Below are 20,595 nucleotides of genomic sequence, written 5' to 3' on the forward strand. Positions count from 1 at the left end.
AGATCAGTCTTTGGTTTTTAGCTTCTTGACGTCCACCGGACGGCTTTTCATCGAGCTTCGAAGGTCGGCATAAAGATGCTCGAAGAGTCCCACGATGCCGCGCGCGCCGACCGTCAGCACATGCGACAGACCGCGCAACGGCGTGTCCTGCTGACGCCCTTCGGCCCAGCCGGTCCACGCGTCGGCGCGCGCGAACGTGGTCTTGACGAACTCGTATTCCTGTTCGCGCGTCATCGCCGAGAAGCGCAGGCCCACGCGGCCCGGCTCCGTGAAACCGACGGTGGCGGGGAAGGCGTATTCCTCGTCGCCGCGAAACAGCGATACGGTCACGCGTTCGTGCATCGGCACTTCGATCTTCGCGGGCAGCGCCACGCCAACGCCGCCTTCCGAGTAGTCGATGGTCTCGCAGGCGAGCGTGCGGCCGGTCGAGAACTTCAGCATCACCGGCATCGTCATCGCCACGCGGTGCACCGCGCGAATCTGCCGGCGCTCGCTGGCCGCGGCCACGCTCGCGCCGAGAATCAGCATGTTGTAGGTGGTCCAGCCGAGATTCAGGATGGTCGTCTGCACCACGCTGCGAATGTGCCAGTTCAGATAGATGTGCACGATGCCGACCACGAAGCCGATCAGGTTCAGCAACAGCAGGAACAGGTACGGCCGCGAGATCGCCCAGTCGAAGTAGTTCTTTTCGATCTGACCGCCCTTGGCCGTCACGTTGAACTTGCCGAGCTTCGGGTTGATCAGCGCGAGCAACGTCGGGGCGGTAATGTACGACGCCAGCACCGATTCGTAAACTTCGGCCCAGAACGAATGGCGGAACGAGCGCTGCATCCGCGAGTTGGTGATGCTCGCATGCATCATGTGCGGCAGTGCGTAGATCGCGATCGTGCTGGCGGCGGCTTCGATCACGTGCGCGCCGAAGAACAGATACGACAGCGGCGCCGTGAGAAACACCAGACGCGGGATGCCGTAGAAGAAGTGCATCATCGCGTTCAGATAACAAAGCCGCTGGCCGATTTTCAGGCCCTTGCCGGTGAGTGGATTGTCGATCCGGAAAATCTGCGTCATGCCGCGCGCCCAGCGAATCCGCTGGCCGATGTGGCCGGAGAGGCTTTCGGTAGCAAGACCCGCCGCCTGCGGGATCGCCAGATAGGCCGTGGTGTAGCCGAGGCGGTGCAGCTTCAACGCGGTGTGCGCGTCTTCGGTCACCGTTTCTACGGCGATGCCGCCGATCTCTTCGACCATGGTCCGGCGCAGCAACGCGCACGAGCCGCAGAAGAAGGTCGCGTTCCACAGATCGTTGCCGTCCTGCACGAGGCCGTAAAACAGTTCGCCTTCGTTCGGCACCTTGCGGAAGGTGCCGAGATTGCGTTCGAACGGATCGGCGGAGAAGAAGTGGTGCGGCGTCTGCAGCATCGACAGCAGCTTGTCGCGCAGGAACCAGCCGAGGCCGATCTGCAGGAACGAGCGGGTCGGAATGTGATCGCAGTCGAAGATCGCGAGGTACTCGCCCTGGGTGATCTTCAGGGCTTCATTGATGTTGCCGGCCTTCGCGTGGCGGTTGTGCGTGCGGATCGTCCAGTTGACGCCGACTTCCTCGCAGAACGCCTTGAACTCGGGACGGCGGCCGTCGTCGAGCACGTGGATCGCGATCTTGTCGGCCGGATAGTCGAGCGCGAGCGCGGCGTAGATGGTCGGCTTCACCACCGAGAGCGGCTCGTTGTAGGTCGGGATGAACACGTCGACGGTCGGCCACAGGTCGCGCGAGGCGGGCAGCGGCATCGGCGTGCGCTTGAGCGGCCAGGCAGTCTGGAAGTAGCCGAGCAACAGCACGATGGTCGAATAGACTTCGGCCGACACCAGCAGCAGACCCCACGCGGCGTCGAGCGGATGTTCCCAGTAAGTCGTCGAAGTGAGCCGCCAGTACATATAGCGGCCCGACGTGACCACCGAGAGCATGATCATCACCATCGTCGCGTAACGGCCGTGCAGGCGGCGGAACAGCAACGCGGTGACGAAGCAGCAGGTCGCGAACGTCAGTTGCTCGTAGAACGCGAGCGGCACCGTGAAGACGAAGTACAGCATCATCAGCGCGAACAGCGTGACCAGACCCGTCACGATCCGGCTGTTCCAGAAGCGCGCGTCGACGATGCGTTCGAGCCGCGACGGTTCGCCGGCCTCGATATCCTGCGACTGGGGCGTACTCATGCGACGTTCCTCGGCGAGACGGCGGCCGCATCGACCGCCGCCATCAGCCAGTTGCCGCACGAGCGAAAATCGGCGGCCGCCTGGCTGAGTGGATCGTAGTGAATCAGCGTGGTGTCGCAGGCGAGCGCTTCGCTCACCCCTTCGTCAAGATGGATCACGCCCGGGAAGAGCTTGTCGCCGAGCATCTGGCGCAAGACCTTGAGGACGTCTTTGGTCAACTGGCGCGACTGGTCGATCTGGTTGACCACGTAACCTTCGCCACCGAACTCGGGGCGCGGCGCCGCGTACGTTTCAATCAGCCGTTCCATTAAGGGAATGGCCGCGTAGGAAGCCGCGTCGGCGAGCACCACGTTCAGCGTGAAGGTGGCCGCGCACAACGCAGCGCGTACATACACGGACGAACCCGGCGGTGTATCGATGATGACGATGTCGGACGCGTCGAGCCGCAGCGTTTGCAGCGCGTGCGCGAGCCACCTCGGGTCCTGGTCGATATACGCTTCGAAACGGCGGCGATCGTCTTCGAGCACGGCGCCATAGGGCAGCACGGTCACCCCGTCTACGCCGTCGAACATGACCGATTGCCACGGATCGCCCGTCAACGTCGCGCGCGACAAACCGTCGATGCTGTCGAGCGGCACGCCGAAATGCAGCCGCAGCGCGTTTTGCGGATCGAGATCGAGGGCGATCACGCGGCGGCCGCTGGCGGCCAGCACGGAAGCGAGATTGGCGGCGAGGGTGGTTTTACCGACCCCGCCTTTGGCGGACACGACCGCAATGACTTTCATGAGCGACGAGGGCCGTTGATCAGCCACGAGTTGGAGGCGGCGGGCGTGGCGGCGCTAGGAGCGCGGGCCGGCGTGGGGGCCGTTTGTGCGGGTGTGCCGCGCAGACGGTCGAAGACCGATTGCAGCGGTGCGGATTCGCCGGTGGGCGCGGCGGGTTGCGGCAGCGTCGGTTCGAATGCCGGGGCGAACAGTTTGCCGAGGATCGACGCGGGCGGCTTCGGCGCTGCGGGCGCAGTCGTGTAGGTGGGGGCCGGCGCCTGTGCCCATGTTGGGGTGTGCGCCTGGGTGTGCGTCTGGGCGGGTGCTTGGGCCCATGCGGGGACCGGAGCCGGCGCTTGCGCCCACGTCGGCGTGGATGCGGAGACCGGTGCCGGTGCAGTGGCAACCGGTTTCCCCTGTGCCTGGGCGACGGCAGTCGCAGCCAGTGTGGCCACCGGTGTCTCCGCATCGACCCGTGCCGCGGCCGGCGTGCTTTGTGCGGCTGGCTCCGTGGCGTCACCCTTCGTTTCGAACGCGCCGAAACGCGAAGCGCCGCGCGGCGCGCCAGGCTGGGCGGGCAAGGCGACGGCGACCGGCGGAATGTCCCGGCGATGCGAGCGGGTGAACAGCGGCGCCTTCGCGCGCGTCACCGAGGCGGCGTCTTTCGGCGTCGTGTCCTGACGATCGACTTCCGGCGCCGCTTCTTGCGCCGATGCCTCGCCAGCAAGCTCCCGGCGTTGCCCGATCGCGGGAATCGCCGGCTGTGTCAGATCCAGCGTCACCAGCAGCGGCCAACGCGTGCGCGCCGAACGTGCTTCGTTTTCGCGGCCGATTTCCTGGTACGCGCTGGCGTCGCCGCCAAAATGGTCGAATAGTTTTTCGATGTCGCTGGATGAACTCATAGTGCCGCCGACTTTTTAATGACTTGCGTTGCCCCGATCGGTCCGCTTAGCGGGTCCGCTTACTTGGTCCGCTATCCGGTTCGCTCAGACAGGATGCCGCCCCAGCCGAAACTCGATTGAGGTGTCCGTGCCGTACGCGCTCGTTTGCGCCACCGACAGGCCCTGCGCGCCCAACGCGCTCAACCACGTCTGATAGACGCCTTCGAGAAACGCCGGGGTCCACGCGAGCGCCGCGTTGCCGAATGCCTGCAGCGGCGCGCAGTAATGAACGATGCGCAGCGCGTCTGCTTCGTCGGACAGTTCGACGTAGCCCCAATCCATGTCATGCCAGTACAGATTCAACGCCTGAGCGAGCTCAGCCGTCGACCCGCACGCGGGCAATTGATGCGCCGCCGCAAACCGGCAACCGACGCGGTACATCAGTTGGCGCAGTTCGTCGCGACCGATCTGCGCTTCGAACTCTGTCGCGAGTGCAGTCAGCATGCCGCGCCATTGTGGCGAGATTTGGCGTTCCAGCAGGTAATCGAGAATTGGGACCATGTTTTCCGGGAAATAGCCGCTGCCTCAATCCGTGTACAAAACGGGTGCCGACGGCCGAATAACTGAAAGTGTTACGGGAAGGCGCGCGTTGCACGCGTCTTAGGTTACTTTTACCGAGTTTGTCTGCTCTATCCGCCACACTTCGGAGGAGTCTACTTAAGACATTAACTTTTAGCCACTTTACATTCGTCTGCTTTATACGCGCAAACGATTGCTGCAGGTGCGTGTGACCTACGTAATTTTTGCTGCCGGAATTGCCTTGCTCGCTTCTCCACGATGGATGTCCGCCGGGAAGGTGTTTTCGATAATTTTATTAACGGTAGATTGCGCCAATGTTTTAGCTTTCTGGATTCGTGGTAAATGCAACGGTTTGAGTCGGGTTTGGCGGAATGCGCGAGGCACTGGCCGCCGCCGGGGCCTCCGGACGCGGTCGCGCGATGGCGGCGTAGCCCTGCCGGAGCGGGGTGCATTTCTATTTGCGGGCAGGGCATAAATATTTGTCAGACGGTTGCCGTTATACATCGGTGGAGTAACCGGAGCCAGCCTGATATCTATCAATATGCTTTCCACCTCAACGAAGCAACTGTCCGATTCCGGTTTGCGCGATCGCTTTCATCGACGATCGCTGGAACATCAACGTCCCCTTTCGACGGTGACGATGGCGTTTACGGTTGTCGCGTTCCTGTGTTTAGTGGGGGCGCGCAACATGGTCAACGGCCCGGCAACGCCGCTCGCCTACCGGCTCACCTGCGCGTTGGTGCTCGCCCTGCTGGTGATGGCGATTCCACGCACCGGCTCGACCTGGACCTTCGGTGCAATCGGTGTCGCTTACTCGCTCGTGCTGGTGGTGGGTCTCGCGCTGAACGTCTCAGGCGTCGAGCAACCGTTGTTGTGGGTCCTGCCGGCCATGGTGGTGATCCCGGTCTGCGCTGCGCCGCTGTGGCTCACGCCGCTGCATTTCTTCGTCGGCAGCGCGCTCTTCTATGGCGCGGCGTTTGCCTTGCTGTTCGGCGGGCCGCGCACGCATGACGTCGACATCGTCGTGTGGATGTGGATCGTGGCGATCGGCGTGCCGACTTCCGTTGTGTTTCACTTCGGCTTCTACCGGTTCCGGCGTAACCACTTTCTGCTCGAGAGCCAACTGGCGCAGCTCGCCGCGACCGATCCGCTGACCGGGCTGCAAAACCGCCGCGCGTTCGTGAAGCAGGGCGAGCGCCGGATCGAAACCATGGCGCCCGAGGCGCGGGTCAGCGCGATTTTTCTCGACATCGACAGCTTCAAATCGCTGAACGACCGCTTTGGCCACGCACTCGGCGACCATGCGTTGTACAAGGTCGCCCAGGTGTTGATGGAAGAGACCTCCGCGGACGACAGCGTGAGCCGGATCGGCGGCGAGGAGTTCGCCGTGCTGCTGCGTGACGGCCTGGCCGGCGCGCTGGCCCTGGCCGAGCGCCTGCGCGCTGCGATTGCCGCGATCGAGCGCCCTGACGGCTATCTGACTGCGAGCTTCGGCGTGGCTGAACACCGGAGTGGCGAAAACATCATGGTTTTGCTCGATCGTGCCGACGAAGCCTTGCTGCGCGCCAAGCAGTCGGGCAGAAACCGCGTGTGCGCCGAACGCGCGTTGCCGATCGAGCCGCTGCACATGCTCGCCGGCGATGTGTTCGCGGAGGACGGGGCGCTGGTGCCGCGGCATCGCTGGGAGGAGTATTTCCTGACCTCGCACTTCCAGCCGCTCTATAGTTTGTCGCATCAGAAGCAGGTGGGATTCGAGGCCTTGCTGCGAGGCGAGCAGGACGACGGCACGCTGGTGCCGCCCGTCGTGCTGTTCGCGCCGAGGCCGTCCAGCGACGAAGGCGCGCTCGATCGCGCGAGCCATGCCGTGCATCTGGCCAACGCGCGCAAGTCGCTGCCCGACGATGCGTGGCTGTTCCTGAACATTCTGCCCGCCACGTTTATCGCCGAGGGCTATGCGGATCAGCTCGCCATGATCGTGCGGGCGGTCGGGCTCGAACCCGAGCGGGTGATTCTCGAGATTCTCGAATCGCATGGCGGCAGCGTCGACGACATGTCGCGGGCGGCGGCTTTGTATCGCGAGCATGGCTTTCTGATCGCCGTCGATGATTTCGGTGCGGGTCAGTCGAATCTCGACCGGTTGCTGCGGATTCGCCCTGATCTCGTGAAACTCGATGGCGAGCTGATTCGTGCGACCGGTCATGGCACCGAGCAGCCGATCTTGCCGAAGCTCGTTTCTTTGTTACATCTGGCGGGGATGCTGGTTGTTGTTGAAGGCGTGGAAACCACTGAGGAATTGATTCTTGCTGTGGAGTCGAATGTGGATTTTGCGCAGGGTTTTCTGCTCGGGCGGCCGGCGGCCGAAATTGCGCCGCCAGACTCGGTGCATCGGCGGATCGATGATGCTTTCGATGTGATTGCCCAGGGGAGGGCGCATCAGCATGCGTTGTTTGAGTCGGAGGTTGAGCCTTATCGGGTTGCTTTGAGGCTTGCTGCCGATGCTCTGATTGCTGGTGGGGCGATGGGGGAGGCGTTTGCTTTTCTGGCTACGTTGGATCGGTGTATCAGTTGTTTTATTCTTGATGATTCGGGGCGGCAGGTTGGGTATGAGGTGCGCGGGCCCGCGTGGAGTGGTGATGGGGCTTCGTTGCAGCCTGTGGCTAATCCGCGGGATGCTCGTTGGGATCATCGGCCTTATTTTCGTAACGCTGTTTTGTTGCCTGGGGTGGCCGTGGCTAGTAATCCTTATCTTTCTTTGGCTAGTGGGCGGCCTTGTGTTGCGGTTACTTTGGCTGTGCAGGTTTCTGCTGAGAGGTCTGTTATTGGGGTGGAGTTGGATTGGTCGGTGGTGGGGTTGCCTTGGCCCGCTGGTGAGTGATTTTTTTTTGCCTTTGGCGGCGGCATTGGCAGTGGTCTTGGGGCTTTGGCCTTTCCTTGAATTGGTAGTGGTCTATTAGTGTTGCCCCTGTGCGGGGCGGCACTTACTTTCTTTGCCGCCGCAAAGAAAGATAAGCAAAGAAAGCGGCTCAAACCACTCCTGCTAAGTGGGCGCCGTGGTCTGCTGCGGGTAGTGGTGCATCTGGAATCTGGGTTCGTGCACCTGCAGGCGCTTGTGACAAGGGTGTCATTCTTCCGGCGGCGCTGCGCGCGCCGAAGAGTACTTCTAAAACCGGTCGCTGCTGTTTTGTTTTCTGAAACCCATCGCCGCGGTTTTGTTAATAGCCGCCCTTCGTCGGTGTTGCCGTTGGTGCTGTCCTTTTATATGAGGCCGCCAGATCTGCTGCTGCCCGGCTCAATAGACCCGTGTCTGTTCCCACCGCCACAAACGTCGCGCCTGCCGCCAGATATTCGGCGGTAATCCCCGCGTCCGGCGCTAGCACGCCCGCCGCCTTGCCGACGTCCCGCACCTTCCTGATGCCATTGCATATCGCCTCACGTACGCTCGCGTCGCCTGGCTTACCCAGCAAGCCCATCGACGCGCTCAGGTCCGCGGGTCCGAAAAATACGCCGTCAATGCCTTCCACCGCCGCAATAGCCGAAAGATTATCCATGCCTTGCACGGTTTCTACCTGGACCAGTACGCACAACTCCTGCGACGCTGTGGTCAGGTAGTCCGGTATCCGGTTCCAGCGCGATGCCCGCGCCAATGCGCTCCCCACGCCGCGAATGCCATGCGGTGGGTAGCGCGTTGCCGCGACTGCGTCCGCAGCTTGCTCCGCCGTGTCGATCATCGGGAGCAGTAAGGTTTGGGCGCCTATGTCGAGCAATTGCTTGATCAATGCGCTGTCGCTTCGTACGGGACGTACCACCGGATGCGATGCGTAGGCAGCTACCGCCTGCAATTGCGCCAGCGTGCTGCGGATATCGTTCGGTGCGTGCTCGTTGTCAATCAACAACCAATCGAAGCCGGCCGTGGCCAGCAGTTCGGTCACGTAGGCATCCGCAAGCGCCGCCCATAAGCCGAATTGTGGCTTACCCTCTGCTAGCGCACGCTTGAATGTGTTTTGCGGTAAGGACATGTCGATTGACTCAAATGAGCTCAAATGAAATTCAAACCAATGCCGCCCAGCGGACCGTAGTCGACATGGAAGGTGTCGCCCGCTCGTGCCGGGATCGGGCTCGTGAAGGAGCCGCTCAGAATTACGTCGTTCGCGTTCAGGACTTCGTCGTATGGCGCGATCTTGTTCGCGAGCCATGCAACACCGGTGGCGGGGTGGTTCAGTACCGCGGCGGCGAGGCCGCTTTCTTCCACGGCGCCGTTCTTATAGAGCAAGGCGCCAACCCAGCGAAGGTCGACGTCCATCGGACGTACCGGTCGTCCGCCCAGCACGATGCCGGCATTCGCCGCGAAGTCCGAGATTGTGTCGTAGACCTTGCGCGGCGCCTTCGTCTCGCGGTCGAATTGTTCGATGCGGGCGTCGATAATCTCCACGGCCGGAGTCACGTAGGCCGTGGCGTCCAGAACATCGAATAGCGTGACGCCAGGACCCTTCAAGGGCTTGCTCAATACGAAGGCCAGTTCGACTTCCACGCGCGGCGCTATGAAGCGGTCGGCGCGGATGTCCTGGCCGCCTTCGATGAACATGCTGTCGAGCAACGGCGCGTAGTCGGGTTCGTCAATCTGTGACGAACGCTGCATCGCGCGTGACGTCAGGCCGATTTTGCGCCCCTTGATTACATGGCCTTCGGCCAGTTTGAGCTTTACCCACTCGCGTTGGATCGCGTAACCGTCCTGTACGGTCATGTCGGGATACTTCGCCGAGAAGTGGCGCAGTTGGGTGCGCGTTTTCTCGGCGTTGTCGAGTTGCGCCGCAAGCTCGCGGATTGTCTGTTCGTCTAGCATGATGGATTCTCTATGAGCGGCTGCCAGGCCCAGCTAGCGGGTCGGAATGTTCGGCCGAAGCGTCAAGCCCGGGTCTCAGGCCTTAAGCCGCGCGTGCAAATTGTTGTGTTTCCACGTGCCGGATTCGCTGAATTCATTGATCTCCAGCGACAACGCCAGGCCCTGTTTTTCAAACTCTGCGGCGAAGTGCTGTTTGATCGCTTCAAACAGTGCGTCGCCGGTCGCTTTTTTGGTGGCGTCCGAGCGGCCCGCGGCGATCTTCAGGTTCGCATGCAGGAAGGCGGCGTCGGGTCGGCCGTCGGCGATGCAGTACTGGTCGCAACGCAAGGCGCGCACGCGGATGCCGCCGAGCGGAAAGACGCGTTGGTCGTTGTCGCGCTGCGCGTCAAGGCAAGCCGCGAGCGAGGTGCAAAGCTGTCCGATGCTTGCTTCATCAGCAAGGTTGGCGCTGTATTCGAGTGTCAAATGGGGCACGGTAAGCTCCTTTCTCAGGACTCAAGCGGGCAGGGGCGTCACCGGGAAGATCGCATTGATCTGGCCAGTGCCCGAACTCCCGAAATACGGGGTGACGACTTCAACCTTGCCGTCGTAACGATCCCACCCCAGTGCTCCGAGCAGCATGGCGGTGTCGTGCATGCCGCCTTCGCCCCAGCACTTCTCGTTATAGAGTGGCAACATCTCGCAGAAAGTTTTCCAGTCGCCAGCCTCCCACAACTCGACCACCCGGCGGTCCATCTGTTCGAGAAATGGGCTCCACACCTTGTGCATGAACTGCTCGGCTGTGCCGTTGGTGGCGAAGTGGTGGCTCAGCGATCCGCTCGCCAGAATCGCCACGGCGCCGTCGTAACGGTCCTCGATGGCCTTGCGTACGGCGAGGCCGAAGCGCGCGCTCGTTTCGAGGTCGTGCCACATGCACCAGCCAGCTACCGATACGGTCTTGAAGTGCTGGTCGCTGTTCATATAGCGCATCGGCACCAGCGTGCCGTACTCGAGTTCGAGCGTGGTCTCGCTGTGGGCGCGGCTCTTCACGCCCATTTCGTTGGCGACTTCCGCGATCAGATCGCCGAGACCGACATTGCCGGGATACGCGTACGGCATGTTCTTGATGAAGTGAGGCAGTTCGTTGCTCGTATAGACGCCCTCGAACTTCGGCGCGCAATTGATGTGGTATTCGCTGTTCACCAGCCAATGCACGTCGAAGACGACGATCGTATCCACACCCAATTCGCGGCAGCGCCGGCCGATTTCATGGTGGCCGTCGATTGCCGGCTGACGGCAGCCCTTATGCGGGCCGTCGAGTTCGGATAGATATAACGACGGGACGTGAGTGACTTTTGCTGCCAACGCGAGTTTGCCCATCGCGGTCTCCTTTTCTGTGAGGCGCGAGGCGTGATGCCCTCGCGCGCAAATGACCCGCGTTTCAGACGCCCCAGCGCGGAATGTGATGGGAGCCGAGCGATACGCACACGTTTTTCGGTTCGAGGAACACTTCATAGCTCCACGTACCGCCTTCGCGGCCGACGCCCGATGCCTTGGTGCCGCCGAACGGCTGGCGCAGATCGCGCACGTTCTGGCTGTTGACGAAGCACATGCCTGCTTCCACAGCCGCGGCGACGCGGAGCGCGCGGCCGGTGCTCTCGGTCCAGATGTAGCTCGACAGGCCGTAGGAGATGTCGTTGGCGAGTTTGATTGCGTCGGCTTCGTCGTCGAACGGAATCAGGCAGGCGACCGGGCCGAAAATTTCTTCCTGCGCGATTCGCATGCGGTTGTCGACGTCGACGAATACCGTCGGGTGCACGAAGTTGCCTTTGCGCATGGATTCGGGCAAGTCGGGCGCATCGAGTCCGCCGCACGCGAGCGTGGCGCCTTCCTTCGGACCCAGTTCGATGTAGCTGCGCACCTTGGCCAGATGCCCCTGGCTGATCATCGGGCCGACGATCGTGCTGTCGGCCAGCGGATCGCCCACCGTCAAACGTTTTGCGCGTTCGATGAAACGCTCGGCAAAGCGAGCATAAATCGAGCGCTGCACCAGAATGCGCGAACCCGCCGTGCAGCGTTCGCCGTTGTTCGAGAAGATCATGAACACGGCGGCATCGAGCGCGCGTTCGAAATCGGCGTCGTCGAAAATCACGAAGGGTGACTTGCCGCCCAGTTCCATCGAAAACTTCTTCAGGCCGGCCGTTTGCACGATGCGGTTGCCGGTTGCCGTCGATCCGGTGAACGACACTGCGTGCACATCCGGGTGCGCCACCAGCGGTTCGCCGGTGTCCTTGCCAAAGCCGTGCACGACGTTCAGCACGCCGGCGGGAATTCCGGCTTCGAGCGCGAGATTGCCGAGCATCGAGGCGGTCAGCGGCGACAGTTCGCTCATCTTCAACACGGCGGTATTGCCGAACGCGAGGCAGGGTGCGACTTTCCACGTTGCCGTCATGAACGGTACGTTCCACGGCGAAATCAGTGCGCAGACGCCGACCGGATGGAACAGCGTGTAGTTCAGATGCGTATCGGTGGGATACGTGTGGCCGTCGACGCGTGTGCACATCTCCGCGAAATAGCTGAAGTTGTCGGCGGCGCGCGGCACGAGCTGCTTGCGCGTCTGCGAGATCGTTTGACCGGTGTCCTTCGTCTCGGTCTCGGAGATGTCCGGCACGTTCTTCGCGATCAACTCGCCGAGCTTGCGGATGATTTTTGCGCGTTCCGCTGCGGGCTTGCCGGCCCATGCCGGAAACGCCTCTTTGGCCGCACGCACGGCGGCGTCGACTTCTTCCGCTCCGCCGCGCGCCACTTGCGCGAGCACCTCTTGCGTTGCCGGATTGACGGTCTCGAAGTAGTCTTTTGCGGCGCTCGATTTGCCGTTGATCAGATGTTCGATTCGCATTGTCTTGTCCTTTCTCTTTAGCTGTCGATCGGGGTTAGCGCTTTAGTCTTACTCCGATCCCATGCAAAGCAGTCGATCAGGCGCGGCCAAAGTCCGCGTCGGATGCAATCGTATTGACGAGACGGCCAAGGCCGTCGATTTCGCAGACCACTTCGTCGCCCGCATTGACGTTGACGATGCCTTCCGGCGTGCCGGTCAGAATCACGTCGCCGGGTGCGAGGGTCATGAAGCTGCTCAGGTATTCGATCAACGCCGGGATACCGGTGACGAGATCGCGCGTGTTGCCGTGTTGCTGCCGCGTGCCGTTCACGAAGGTGCGCAATTCGAGTTGCGTGACGTCTTCAACATCGGCGGCATCGACGAACCAGGGGCCGAGCACCGTGCCGCCGTCGCGATTCTTCACGCGCAGGTTGGGGCGGTAGTAGTTTTCCAGGTAGTCGCGGATCGCGTAGTCGTTGGCGATCATGTAGCCGGCCACATGCTGCATGGCGTCGTCGCGCTTGACGTTCTGCGCGGTTTGGCCGATGACCACCGCCAGCTCGCACTCGTAGTGCATGAAGGTGACGTCGCCGGGGCGGCGCGTGAAGCCGCGGTGACCGATGACCGCGCCCGGACCCTTGAGAAAGACCAGCGGCTCTTCCTGCTTGTTGAACTGCAATTCCTTCGCGTGCTCCGCGTAGTTCAAGCCAAGCGCGAAGATCGTGCCGACCTCGATCGGCGCGAGCCACACCACTTCATCCTCACGACGCACGCGGCCGTCGGCGAGGCGCACGCCGTCGGCGTCCGGATAAGCTTCGTGAATCGCTCCTGCATACGCAACACGGCCGCGCATCATTGCTGTTCTCCATCTTGTTCTGCTGCACCGACAAACGACACCTCGAGCGGCGGCAATCCGCCAACCGATAGCGTGGCCGTGTCGCAGAAATGGGCAACTGGCGAACCATGAGGCACGCCGAGCGTAATGACATCGCCGGCACTCAGTGTCATGAAATCGGTTACGTCCGCAAGCAATTGCGCCACGTTGCGTACCGACGACGCAGTATTCGCAGTGAAGACCTCGCGTTCTGGAAGCGAAACCGTGATCGCCAGATTGTCCGGCGCAGCAATATGACGCGCTGCAACCACCGCCGGTCCGATCACGCAAAAACCGTCACGCGCCCGGAACCGCACTGAAGGCCGGTACACGCTCGCATGCGGCACGCTGAGATCGGCGACCAGTGTGTAACCGGCAATGTAGTCGAACGCTTGACCCGCGCTAACGCGTGTTGCAGTGCGACCGATCACGATACCCAGCGAAGCGCCAACTTCCACGCCCAATGCATCGTCAGGCACGACGACTCGTGCGCGATGACCGGCGAACGTATTGCGCGGCTTCAGATAGAGAATCGGCGCTTTGGGCGGGGCTTTGTAGGGCGAGGTATGCGCCGCCTCGCCCAATGCCTCCAAAGCGGCCCGGTCGTTCAGCAAGGTTCCATAAACTGCGCCGGAAACCGGCGCACGGCAGGCAATGCCGCGTGCGAGCAGCGCGGCAACGGTGTGCGCATCCACGTCGCGAGGCAGCGCGTCGCCTTCCGGATGCAGCAGGTGATCGGCAAGTGCAAACATAAATTAGCTGTCTCTCGGCAAAAACACTAACATGTTAGTAGTATTGCGCTTGATATCATCCACGGTCAATAGCCTGTCGGCCGATCGCGGGTTTTCCCTTAAGCTTCGACAGTTGCTTTTAACTTATCCGCCATGTCCGCATCCGCTTCTACCCGAGTTTTGCACCGCAACCTGCCGATGTTGTTGCTGCGCGCCAGAGAAAAAATGATGGAGCGTTTCCGGCCATTGATTACCGCGCACGGACTGACCGAGCAGCAATGGCGCGTGATTCGCGCGCTCAATGAGCACGGGCCGATGGAGCCGCGTCACATCTCCGATATCTGCACGATTTCGAGCCCGAGCATGGCGGGTGTGCTCGCGCGCATGGAGAGCATGGAACTGGTGACCAAGGAGCGTTTCGCGGAAGACCAGCGCCGCGTGCTGGTGTCGCTCACCGAGACGAGCGTGGACCTGGTGCGCGTGATCTCGAAGGATCTCGAGGCGCACTATCGCGAGCTGGAGCGCAAGGTCGGGCCGGAAATCGTCGAGCGCGTGTATCGCGCGGTCGACGATCTGCTTGCCGGCCTCGAAGAAGAGGATGAGTGAAGCGGAGGCTCAATCGCCCTGGTTGGGCGCCGAGGGGTTTGTGGCAGCGTTCTCTCTCAACCCGCGAGGCCATGGAATCTGGCTTTTGTCGTGCATGCCGAGCTTTTTGTAAGCGCAGCGCAGATAGTCGCGCACGGTGGCACCGTGCCGCGGTTTGACCCGCTCCTCACCACCCTTGAAAGCGCCGCCACTCGACGCTGTCGCCATTCGCCGAAACCGCGTGATACTCGGGGAACTGTGCGCCGGTCGCGCATGCATGATTCGGCAGGATGCGCAGCTTCATCCCGATCGGAAAGCGCTGCGCGATGTCGTCGGCATGCGCGCCTTCTTCCGATGACGACAGAATCCCATGCTCCTGATTGGCGCCGCTCACCACATAACCGCCAAGCGGTGTTCCGTTCAGCAGACATGGCTGGCCGTAGCCAAAATCGTGCGACTGCTTCGAGGTGCCACGATCCCGGCTCATCGCCATCCAGCCGGCGTCGAGAATCGCCCAGCCTTTATCCTCCTGATGCCCGATTACGGTGGCGAGCACGCTGAGCGCGATATCTTCAAGCGCGCACACGCCTACGTTGTGCATCACCAGATCGAAGAAAACGTAGACGCCGGCTCGCACTTCGGTTACGCCATCCAGTTGCCCGGCGGCCAGCGCCGTGGGCGTCGACCCGACGCTGACGGCTGGGCACGGAATGCCTGCGTCGCGCAGCCGTTGCGCCGCGCGCACGCAGCCGGCGCGTTCCTGCTCCGCCAGCGCGGCGAGCGCCTCCGGCGTATGAAGCTCGTAGCTGGAACCCGCGTGGGTCATCACGCCGCCCACCTTGACGCCGTTCTCATGCAGAATCCGGCCGACTTCGAGCAGCGTGTCCTGTTCCGGCGTGATCCCCGAGCGGTGACCATCCGTGTCCACCTCGATCCATACGTCGAAGGATTCGCCGTGCTGGTCCGCGAATGCGGCGATGGCCGAGGCGGCGGTCGGATTGTCGACCACCAGTTTCAGATCGCAACCCTGGCGGCGCAGCGCCAGTGCTCGCGGCAGCTTTGAAGGCGCAATGCTGACCGCGTAGAGAATATCGCTGACGCCGGCCGCGAAGAAGGCCTCCGCCTCTTTGAGGGTCGAGACCGTGATGCCGCGCGCACCGGCGGCGATCTGTGCACGGACTACGTCGATGCATTTGGTTGTCTTGACGTGCGGACGGAATGCGACGCCCAGTGCGTTCATATGTCCCTGCATTCTCGCGATGTTCTTCTGCATCCGGGGGATGTCGATCAGCGCGGCAGGGGTGTCGATGTGCTCGAGTTTCATGGTTTCACCGGGGAAATGGAGTGGCTTTCGGTCTGGCCGAACCGGCTGAGCCATGGGATCAGCGAGTCGAGCGTGGGCGCTTCGATGTCGGGCGGCTGTGCTCCCGCCACCAGCGGCAGACCTACGCGGTTGTGCCAGTATGTCCTCAACCCGACCGCGGCTGTGCCGAACATGTCGTAGCTGGAACCGGCCACGAACGCGGCCTCATGGGCACCCACGCCAAGTTTGCCGAGCGCGAGCCGGTAAGGCAACGGGTCCGGCTTGTACATGCCGGCTTCTTCAGCGGTGACGATAGCGTCCCAGTGGATCGGGAAAATCCCGGCAGCCTGCGTGCCGAGGCGGAGGGAACAGTTGGTGACGATCGCCAGTTTGCAATGCGGGCTGAGCGCCTGCAAGGCGTCGAGAGCGCCGCTCCAGGGGGCAAGTTTCAGCCAGTCGGCTTCGAGTGCGGGCGCGGCGGATTCCGGCAGCCCAACTTCGGCTGCCGCCTCGCGCACCAGGTGTTCGTACGCAATGTAGCGGCCGCAGCCGTAGGTCAGGCGCAAATAGGCGGCGCGCCACGCACGGCCCAACTGTTCGGAGCCCGCGGCGTGATTCCATGACGTCCACGAATCGAGCAGGGCGGTCAGGAGGTCGAAGAGGACGGCCTTGGGGTAGGCGGTCGGAGTCGAAGCGGAGGTCATGATTTAACCGGCGAGGAACGGTGAGCCGATTATAGAGTTTCATTGCTCGCGTGGAGTTCAGCCAAGGTAACTCTAAAATTCAGTTTGGATGAATCTGTCACTAGCTGCGTGATTCGCCACGTTTCGCGCGTTATCTTCTCCACGGCGGCAGCGGCCTGAATCTACCTTGCAGGTACTGCATGAAATGCCGCGTGCGAGCGGGCATTCCCGCTCGCTGATGCGTGAGTGCGATCACGTCGGCGTCCGGTGCCTTCCAGCCTTGCAGCAATCGTACGAGTCTTCCCTTCGCGATGTCCTCGGCCACGTCCCATTCGGAGCGCAGGATCACGCCGCGGCCTTCGCAAGCCCACTGGCGGATCACGTCGCCGTCGTTGCAACTCAAATGCGGAGAAACGCGCACGCTGCGGCGCGTGCGGCCCTTGCTGAACTGCCACAGCGAGACGTCCTCGTTGTTCTCGCGCAGCACGATGCACGGCAGCTTGCTCAATGCTTCCGGTGACTCCGGCTGACCAATACGTTTGAGGAGCGCAGGTGCGGCGCACACGAAGCGCGCATTCGGTGCGATCGCATAACCGACCAGATTCGATACCGGCAAATCGCCGATATGCACGACGATGTCGAAGCGGTCCATCGTTTCGGTCAATGGCTGGTCGGACAGTGTGAGCGCCACGTCGATATCCGGGTTTTGCTGCTGGAAGTCGGCGATGGCGGGCGCCAGGTGGCGGCGGCCGAATCCCAGCGGCGCATTGATTTTCAGCGTGCCGACCAGACCTCCCCGGCGTGTCTGCAGGTCTTCGAACAGCGAGTCGAACTGCTGGACCAGTTCGGCGCCGCGTTCGCATAGGAGCATGCCTTCTTCCGTGAACTGCAAACGGCGCGCCGTGCGGTTCACCAACTGCGTGTCCAGTTTCTTTTCGAGCTGCTGCAGGCGCTGGGTCACCGCCGAGGGCGACAGCCCCAGTCTTCGCGCCGCGGCGATCAGGCTGCCACTTTCGCGGATGGCCAGCAGAAACCGGATATCGGCCGAGTCGTTCATAGCGGCAACTTTTGAGTTCGGAGTCTGGCAGCTTAAAGCGTTTGGATGCGCTGTTCCAGTGCGTCACAAGACGGTCTTGCAAGGTAGACTGATACCTCCGTAACGAAGTCGACAGCTTGACTCGCTAAAGTGGGCGATTGAGCGAGATGGGGCAGGCAGCACCTGCCGTCCGTCGAATCGTTGTTACTTCCATTTGAAGAGAAGTCCCATGCCGTTGTCACAAGGACCGAGTCCTGGCGTCGCCGCGCAACAAAGTGCCCTGAAACAGGGAGTATTTCTGCACACGGGCTGGCGCAGCGCAGGAACGTGGGTCTGGTCGCGTCTGCGCGTACTTGATTCCGTGACTGGATTCTATGAGCCGTTCAGCAACGTACTCGCCGATCTGAGCCTCGCCGACGTTTCCGCGTCCCGTCCTACATTGACCTCTGGACACCCGCCGCTCGCCGCGCCGTATTTCGAAGAATACCGGCCGTTTCTCCAGGAGGGCGCGCGCGGCGTAGCCGGATACAGGAAGCGCTTCGGCACCGATCGCTTTGCACCTGCACCCGACAGGGAATTCCCCGCGTTGCAGGCCTATCTGGCCAACCTGTGCGAACGCACCGCCGAGCATGGCAGCGTACCCGTCTTCAAGTTTTGCCGTTCGTCGGGCCGGCTGCCGTGGCTCAAGCAAGCCTTCCCGCAGGTCATGCATGCGGCCGTGTTGCGAAATCCCGCATCGCAGTTCGCCTCGGGGTGGCTGCTTAATCAGCAGTGGAGCAATTCGTTTTTTGTGGCCGCACCGTTTCGCGTGCTGGGTCTGAACCAGTCGGAGCCCCTGGTCCTGCAGGCCATCGAAATCTGCGGCGTGAGCTTGCCGCCTGGCGTGCCCACTTCGGATGACGCCTACGCCATGGCGTGCGAGCAATACGCGCGTACGGCGGAAGGCAACAACGCGTATCGGGCGTTCGTCGCGCTATGGATTCTCTGTGCGTTGCGTATGACTGACGGCGTCGATCTGATGATCGACGTTGACCGGCTGGGGCAGTCGCGTGACTATGCGGCCGGATTGCGCGCCGGGTTCGAGGCGCAGACCGGTTTGTCACCCGACTTCAGCAGCGCGCGCGATCTGGTTGAGGAAACGCGTCGCAGCGCGGCGCGCATGGCCGGGATCGACGGCCGGTCGATGCGAGCCGTTCATTCCGCGGCGCTGAAATTCCTCAAGGCGCAGAACGGCGCGGACGCAGACTTTATCGAGCTCATCCGCGAGAAGATGGTGCTGGCCAATGAATTGACCGAGCAATGGCGCTGAGTTGGGCGTCTTTGCCTGACGTTGCGCCGGCCCCACCGGCCAATACAGTTGCCTCGTGAAAAACAATACAGTGAGGCGCGGTTTTATTGTGCTGTATCGGGAATATGACCGGCGCCGTCGATACAGTTGGCGGGTCAACCCCTGCGGCCTATCCCGTACACGAGGAACGAAATGAATGCAGTGAACGAACAAGCGAAGTTGTCGGTGCAGCAGTTGGGGCATTACATCAGCGGTGCACCGGCTGCGTCGACCAGCGGCCGCTTCAAGGACGTGTTCAATCCCGCCACCGGCCAGGTGACCGGCTCGGTCGCGTTGGCATCGGTCGAGGAAGTGGACGCGGCGGTCAAGGCCGCCAAGGCTGCCTTTCCCGCCTGGAGCGAAACCGCGCCGATCAAGCGTGCCCGCATTCTGTTCAAGTTCAAGGAACTGCTGAACAAACACCACGACGAACTGGCGATGCTGATCACCCGCGAACACGGCAAGGTGTTCACGGACGCGCAAGGGGAGGTGGTGCGCGGCATCGAAGTGGTCGAGTTTGCTTGCGGCATTCCGAATCTGCTGAAGACCGATTTCACCGACCAGATCGGCGGCGGCATCGACAACTGGAATCTGCGTCAGGCACTGGGCGTAGTGGCGGGGATCACACCGTTCAATTTCCCGGTGATGGTGCCGATGTGGATGTTCCCGGTTGCGCTTGCCTGCGGCAACACGTTCGTGCTGAAGCCGTCGGAGCGTGACCCGTCGGCGTCGTTGCGCATTGCCGAACTGCTGAAGGAAGCCGGTTTGCCTGATGGCGTGTTCAACGTCGTGAACGGCGACAAGGTGGCCGTGGATGCGCTGATCGAACACCCGGACGTCGCGGCGCTGTCGTTTGTCGGGTCCACGCCGATCGCCGAATATATCTATACGGAAGCATCGAAGCGCGGCAAGCGCGTGCAGGCGCTCGGCGGCGCGAAGAATCATCTGGTGGTGATGCCGGACGCCGATCTGGACCAGGCGGTGGACGCCTTGATCGGCGCCGCGTACGGTTCGGCAGGCGAGCGCTGCATGGCGATCTCGGTCGCGGTGGCGGTGGGCAATGTCGCCGATGAACTGATCGAGCGCCTGGTGCCGCGCGTGAAGTCGCTGGTGATCAAGAACGGCGAGAACCTCGACGCTGAAATGGGCCCGTTGGTTACAGCCGAACATAAGGCCAAGGTGGCCGGCTATATCGACTCGGGTGTGGCGGAAGGCGCGAAGCTGATCGTCGATGGCCGCGCGCATCCGGTCACGAACGCAGACGGTTTCTTCATCGGAGGGACGCTGTTCGACCAGGTCGGTACCGAGATGAAGATCTACAAGGAAGAGATCTTCGGCCCGGTGCTGGCGGTGGTGCGCGTGCCCGATTTCGCGAGCGCGGTCGAGTTGATCAATGCGCACGAGTTTGGCAACGGCGTGTCGCTCTTTACGTCGGATGGTGGTGTGGCGCGCGCGTTTGGCCGGCAGATTCAGGTGGGCATGGTCGGCATCAATGTGCCGATTCCGGTGCCGATGGCATGGCACTCGTTCGGCGGCTGGAAGCGTTCGCTGTTCGGCGATCACCATGCATATGGCGAAGAAGGCGTGCGTTTCTACACGCGCTACAAGAGCATCATGCAGCGCTGGCCGGATAGCATCGCGAAGGGTGCCGAGTTCACGATGCCGGTGGCGAAGTAAGCCATAGAGCAGTATTGCCGTAGTTAAAAAGCCGCGCCTGATTTTTCAGGCGCGGCTTTTTTAATGAATCAGCAGCGTGCAGGCGACACGCAGTGACAAGCAATCAAGCCTGGTTCAGATACCAGCGCCAGTCCTGTTCACCGACTTCGCCCATGAACTGCCGGTACTCGGCGCGCTTGATCGCGAGGAACACCTTAAGAGACGGTTTCAAAAAGACTTGAAGGGGCTGTTAACTTCATGGACATGCTGT

Annotated in this window: 18 protein-coding genes; 4 read left to right on the plus strand and 14 right to left on the minus strand. The window is 62.0% G+C overall.

All coding sequences use genetic code 11. From position 1 onward, the window contains the following. Positions 1-3: 3 nt before the first annotated feature. The 4 genes from bcsA to bcsD all read right to left on the minus strand — a co-directional run bounded on the left by bcsA (position 4) and on the right by bcsD (position 4,414). Positions 4-2,208: a UDP-forming cellulose synthase catalytic subunit gene (gene bcsA / locus M0D67_RS39490; RefSeq protein ID WP_266242906.1), complete on the minus strand. Its 2,205-nt coding sequence runs from the start codon at positions 2,206-2,208 to the stop codon at positions 4-6. Further along, entirely contained in the window at positions 2,205-2,993 is a 789-nt protein-coding gene (gene bcsQ, locus M0D67_RS39495; RefSeq protein ID WP_266242909.1) for a cellulose biosynthesis protein BcsQ, read from the minus strand. The genes bcsA and bcsQ overlap by 4 nt, the downstream gene beginning before the upstream one ends. Further along, positions 2,990-3,874, minus strand: coding sequence for a cellulose biosynthesis protein BcsP (bcsP, locus tag M0D67_RS39500; RefSeq protein ID WP_171926627.1), 885 nt, complete (start codon positions 3,872-3,874; stop codon positions 2,990-2,992). The genes bcsQ and bcsP overlap by 4 nt, the downstream gene beginning before the upstream one ends. Before the next feature lie 84 nt (positions 3,875-3,958). After that, positions 3,959-4,414, minus strand: a complete 456-nt coding sequence (gene bcsD, locus M0D67_RS39505; protein WP_171926628.1) for a cellulose biosynthesis protein BcsD — start codon at positions 4,412-4,414, stop codon at positions 3,959-3,961. A gap of 559 nt (positions 4,415-4,973) precedes the next feature. Here bcsD and M0D67_RS39510 point away from each other — a divergent pair. Then, the gene (locus tag M0D67_RS39510) at positions 4,974-7,307 is read left to right on the plus strand and encodes a bifunctional diguanylate cyclase/phosphodiesterase (RefSeq protein ID WP_266242913.1); all 2,334 of its coding nucleotides are present in this window, start codon (positions 4,974-4,976) and stop codon (positions 7,305-7,307) included. Positions 7,308-7,644: 337 nt separating this feature from the next. Here M0D67_RS39510 and hpaI read toward each other — a convergent pair whose 3' ends face one another. The 7 genes from hpaI to M0D67_RS39545 form a co-directional block, all read right to left on the minus strand. Then, positions 7,645-8,448, minus strand: a complete 804-nt coding sequence (hpaI, locus tag M0D67_RS39515; protein ID WP_154567115.1) for a 4-hydroxy-2-oxoheptanedioate aldolase — start codon at positions 8,446-8,448, stop codon at positions 7,645-7,647. A gap of 20 nt (positions 8,449-8,468) precedes the next feature. Then, complete coding sequence (gene hpaH / locus M0D67_RS39520; protein ID WP_171926630.1) at positions 8,469-9,272, minus strand: 2-oxo-hept-4-ene-1,7-dioate hydratase; 804 nt, start codon at positions 9,270-9,272, stop codon at positions 8,469-8,471. Positions 9,273-9,347: 75 nt separating this feature from the next. Continuing rightward, positions 9,348-9,746, minus strand: coding sequence for a 5-carboxymethyl-2-hydroxymuconate Delta-isomerase (locus M0D67_RS39525; RefSeq protein ID WP_171926631.1), 399 nt, complete (start codon positions 9,744-9,746; stop codon positions 9,348-9,350). Positions 9,747-9,767: 21 nt separating this feature from the next. Beyond that, positions 9,768-10,631 (minus strand): 3,4-dihydroxyphenylacetate 2,3-dioxygenase, encoded by an 864-nt coding sequence (hpaD, locus tag M0D67_RS39530; protein ID WP_266242916.1) that lies wholly within the window; start codon positions 10,629-10,631, stop codon positions 9,768-9,770. Between the two features lie 61 nt (positions 10,632-10,692). Next, a complete protein-coding gene (gene hpaE / locus M0D67_RS39535; protein ID WP_266242917.1) occupies positions 10,693-12,150 on the minus strand; it encodes a 5-carboxymethyl-2-hydroxymuconate semialdehyde dehydrogenase in 1,458 nt (485 codons plus the stop codon). Positions 12,151-12,226: 76 nt separating this feature from the next. Then, the gene (locus tag M0D67_RS39540; protein ID WP_266242919.1) at positions 12,227-12,985 is read right to left on the minus strand and encodes a fumarylacetoacetate hydrolase family protein; all 759 of its coding nucleotides are present in this window, start codon (positions 12,983-12,985) and stop codon (positions 12,227-12,229) included. Further along, on the minus strand, positions 12,982-13,755 hold the full coding sequence (locus M0D67_RS39545; protein WP_266242921.1) for a fumarylacetoacetate hydrolase family protein: 774 nt from the start codon (positions 13,753-13,755) through the stop codon (positions 12,982-12,984). Before M0D67_RS39545 ends, M0D67_RS39540 begins: the two co-directional genes overlap by 4 nt. 177 nt (positions 13,756-13,932) lie before the next feature. Here M0D67_RS39545 and hpaR point away from each other — a divergent pair, with 177 nt between their 5' ends. Beyond that, a complete protein-coding gene (gene hpaR, locus M0D67_RS39550; RefSeq protein WP_097393792.1) occupies positions 13,933-14,340 on the plus strand; it encodes a homoprotocatechuate degradation operon regulator HpaR in 408 nt (135 codons plus the stop codon). A gap of 166 nt (positions 14,341-14,506) precedes the next feature. Here the strand turns inward: hpaR and M0D67_RS39555 are convergent, their stop codons facing one another. The 3 genes from M0D67_RS39555 to M0D67_RS39565 form a co-directional block, all read right to left on the minus strand. After that, entirely contained in the window at positions 14,507-15,643 is a 1,137-nt protein-coding gene (locus M0D67_RS39555; protein ID WP_171926636.1) for a DSD1 family PLP-dependent enzyme, read from the minus strand. Then, on the minus strand, positions 15,640-16,326 hold the full coding sequence (locus tag M0D67_RS39560; protein ID WP_171926637.1) for an HAD family hydrolase: 687 nt from the start codon (positions 16,324-16,326) through the stop codon (positions 15,640-15,642). The genes M0D67_RS39555 and M0D67_RS39560 overlap by 4 nt, the downstream gene beginning before the upstream one ends. A gap of 130 nt (positions 16,327-16,456) precedes the next feature. After that, positions 16,457-17,362 (minus strand): LysR family transcriptional regulator, encoded by a 906-nt coding sequence (locus M0D67_RS39565; RefSeq protein WP_266242923.1) that lies wholly within the window; start codon positions 17,360-17,362, stop codon positions 16,457-16,459. Positions 17,363-17,570: 208 nt separating this feature from the next. Between M0D67_RS39565 and M0D67_RS39570 the strand changes: the two genes are divergently transcribed. Both M0D67_RS39570 and M0D67_RS39575 read left to right on the plus strand, forming a co-directional pair. Then, the gene (locus tag M0D67_RS39570) at positions 17,571-18,650 is read left to right on the plus strand and encodes a hypothetical protein (RefSeq protein ID WP_171926639.1); all 1,080 of its coding nucleotides are present in this window, start codon (positions 17,571-17,573) and stop codon (positions 18,648-18,650) included. A gap of 171 nt (positions 18,651-18,821) precedes the next feature. Continuing rightward, positions 18,822-20,345, plus strand: a complete 1,524-nt coding sequence (locus tag M0D67_RS39575) for a CoA-acylating methylmalonate-semialdehyde dehydrogenase (RefSeq protein WP_093632881.1) — start codon at positions 18,822-18,824, stop codon at positions 20,343-20,345. The last annotated feature ends 250 nt before the right edge of the window (positions 20,346-20,595 follow it).

The organism is Paraburkholderia sp. SECH4 (genome assembly GCF_030511745.1).
In the GTDB taxonomy this organism is placed as follows: Bacteria; Pseudomonadota; Gammaproteobacteria; order Burkholderiales; family Burkholderiaceae; genus Paraburkholderia; species Paraburkholderia madseniana.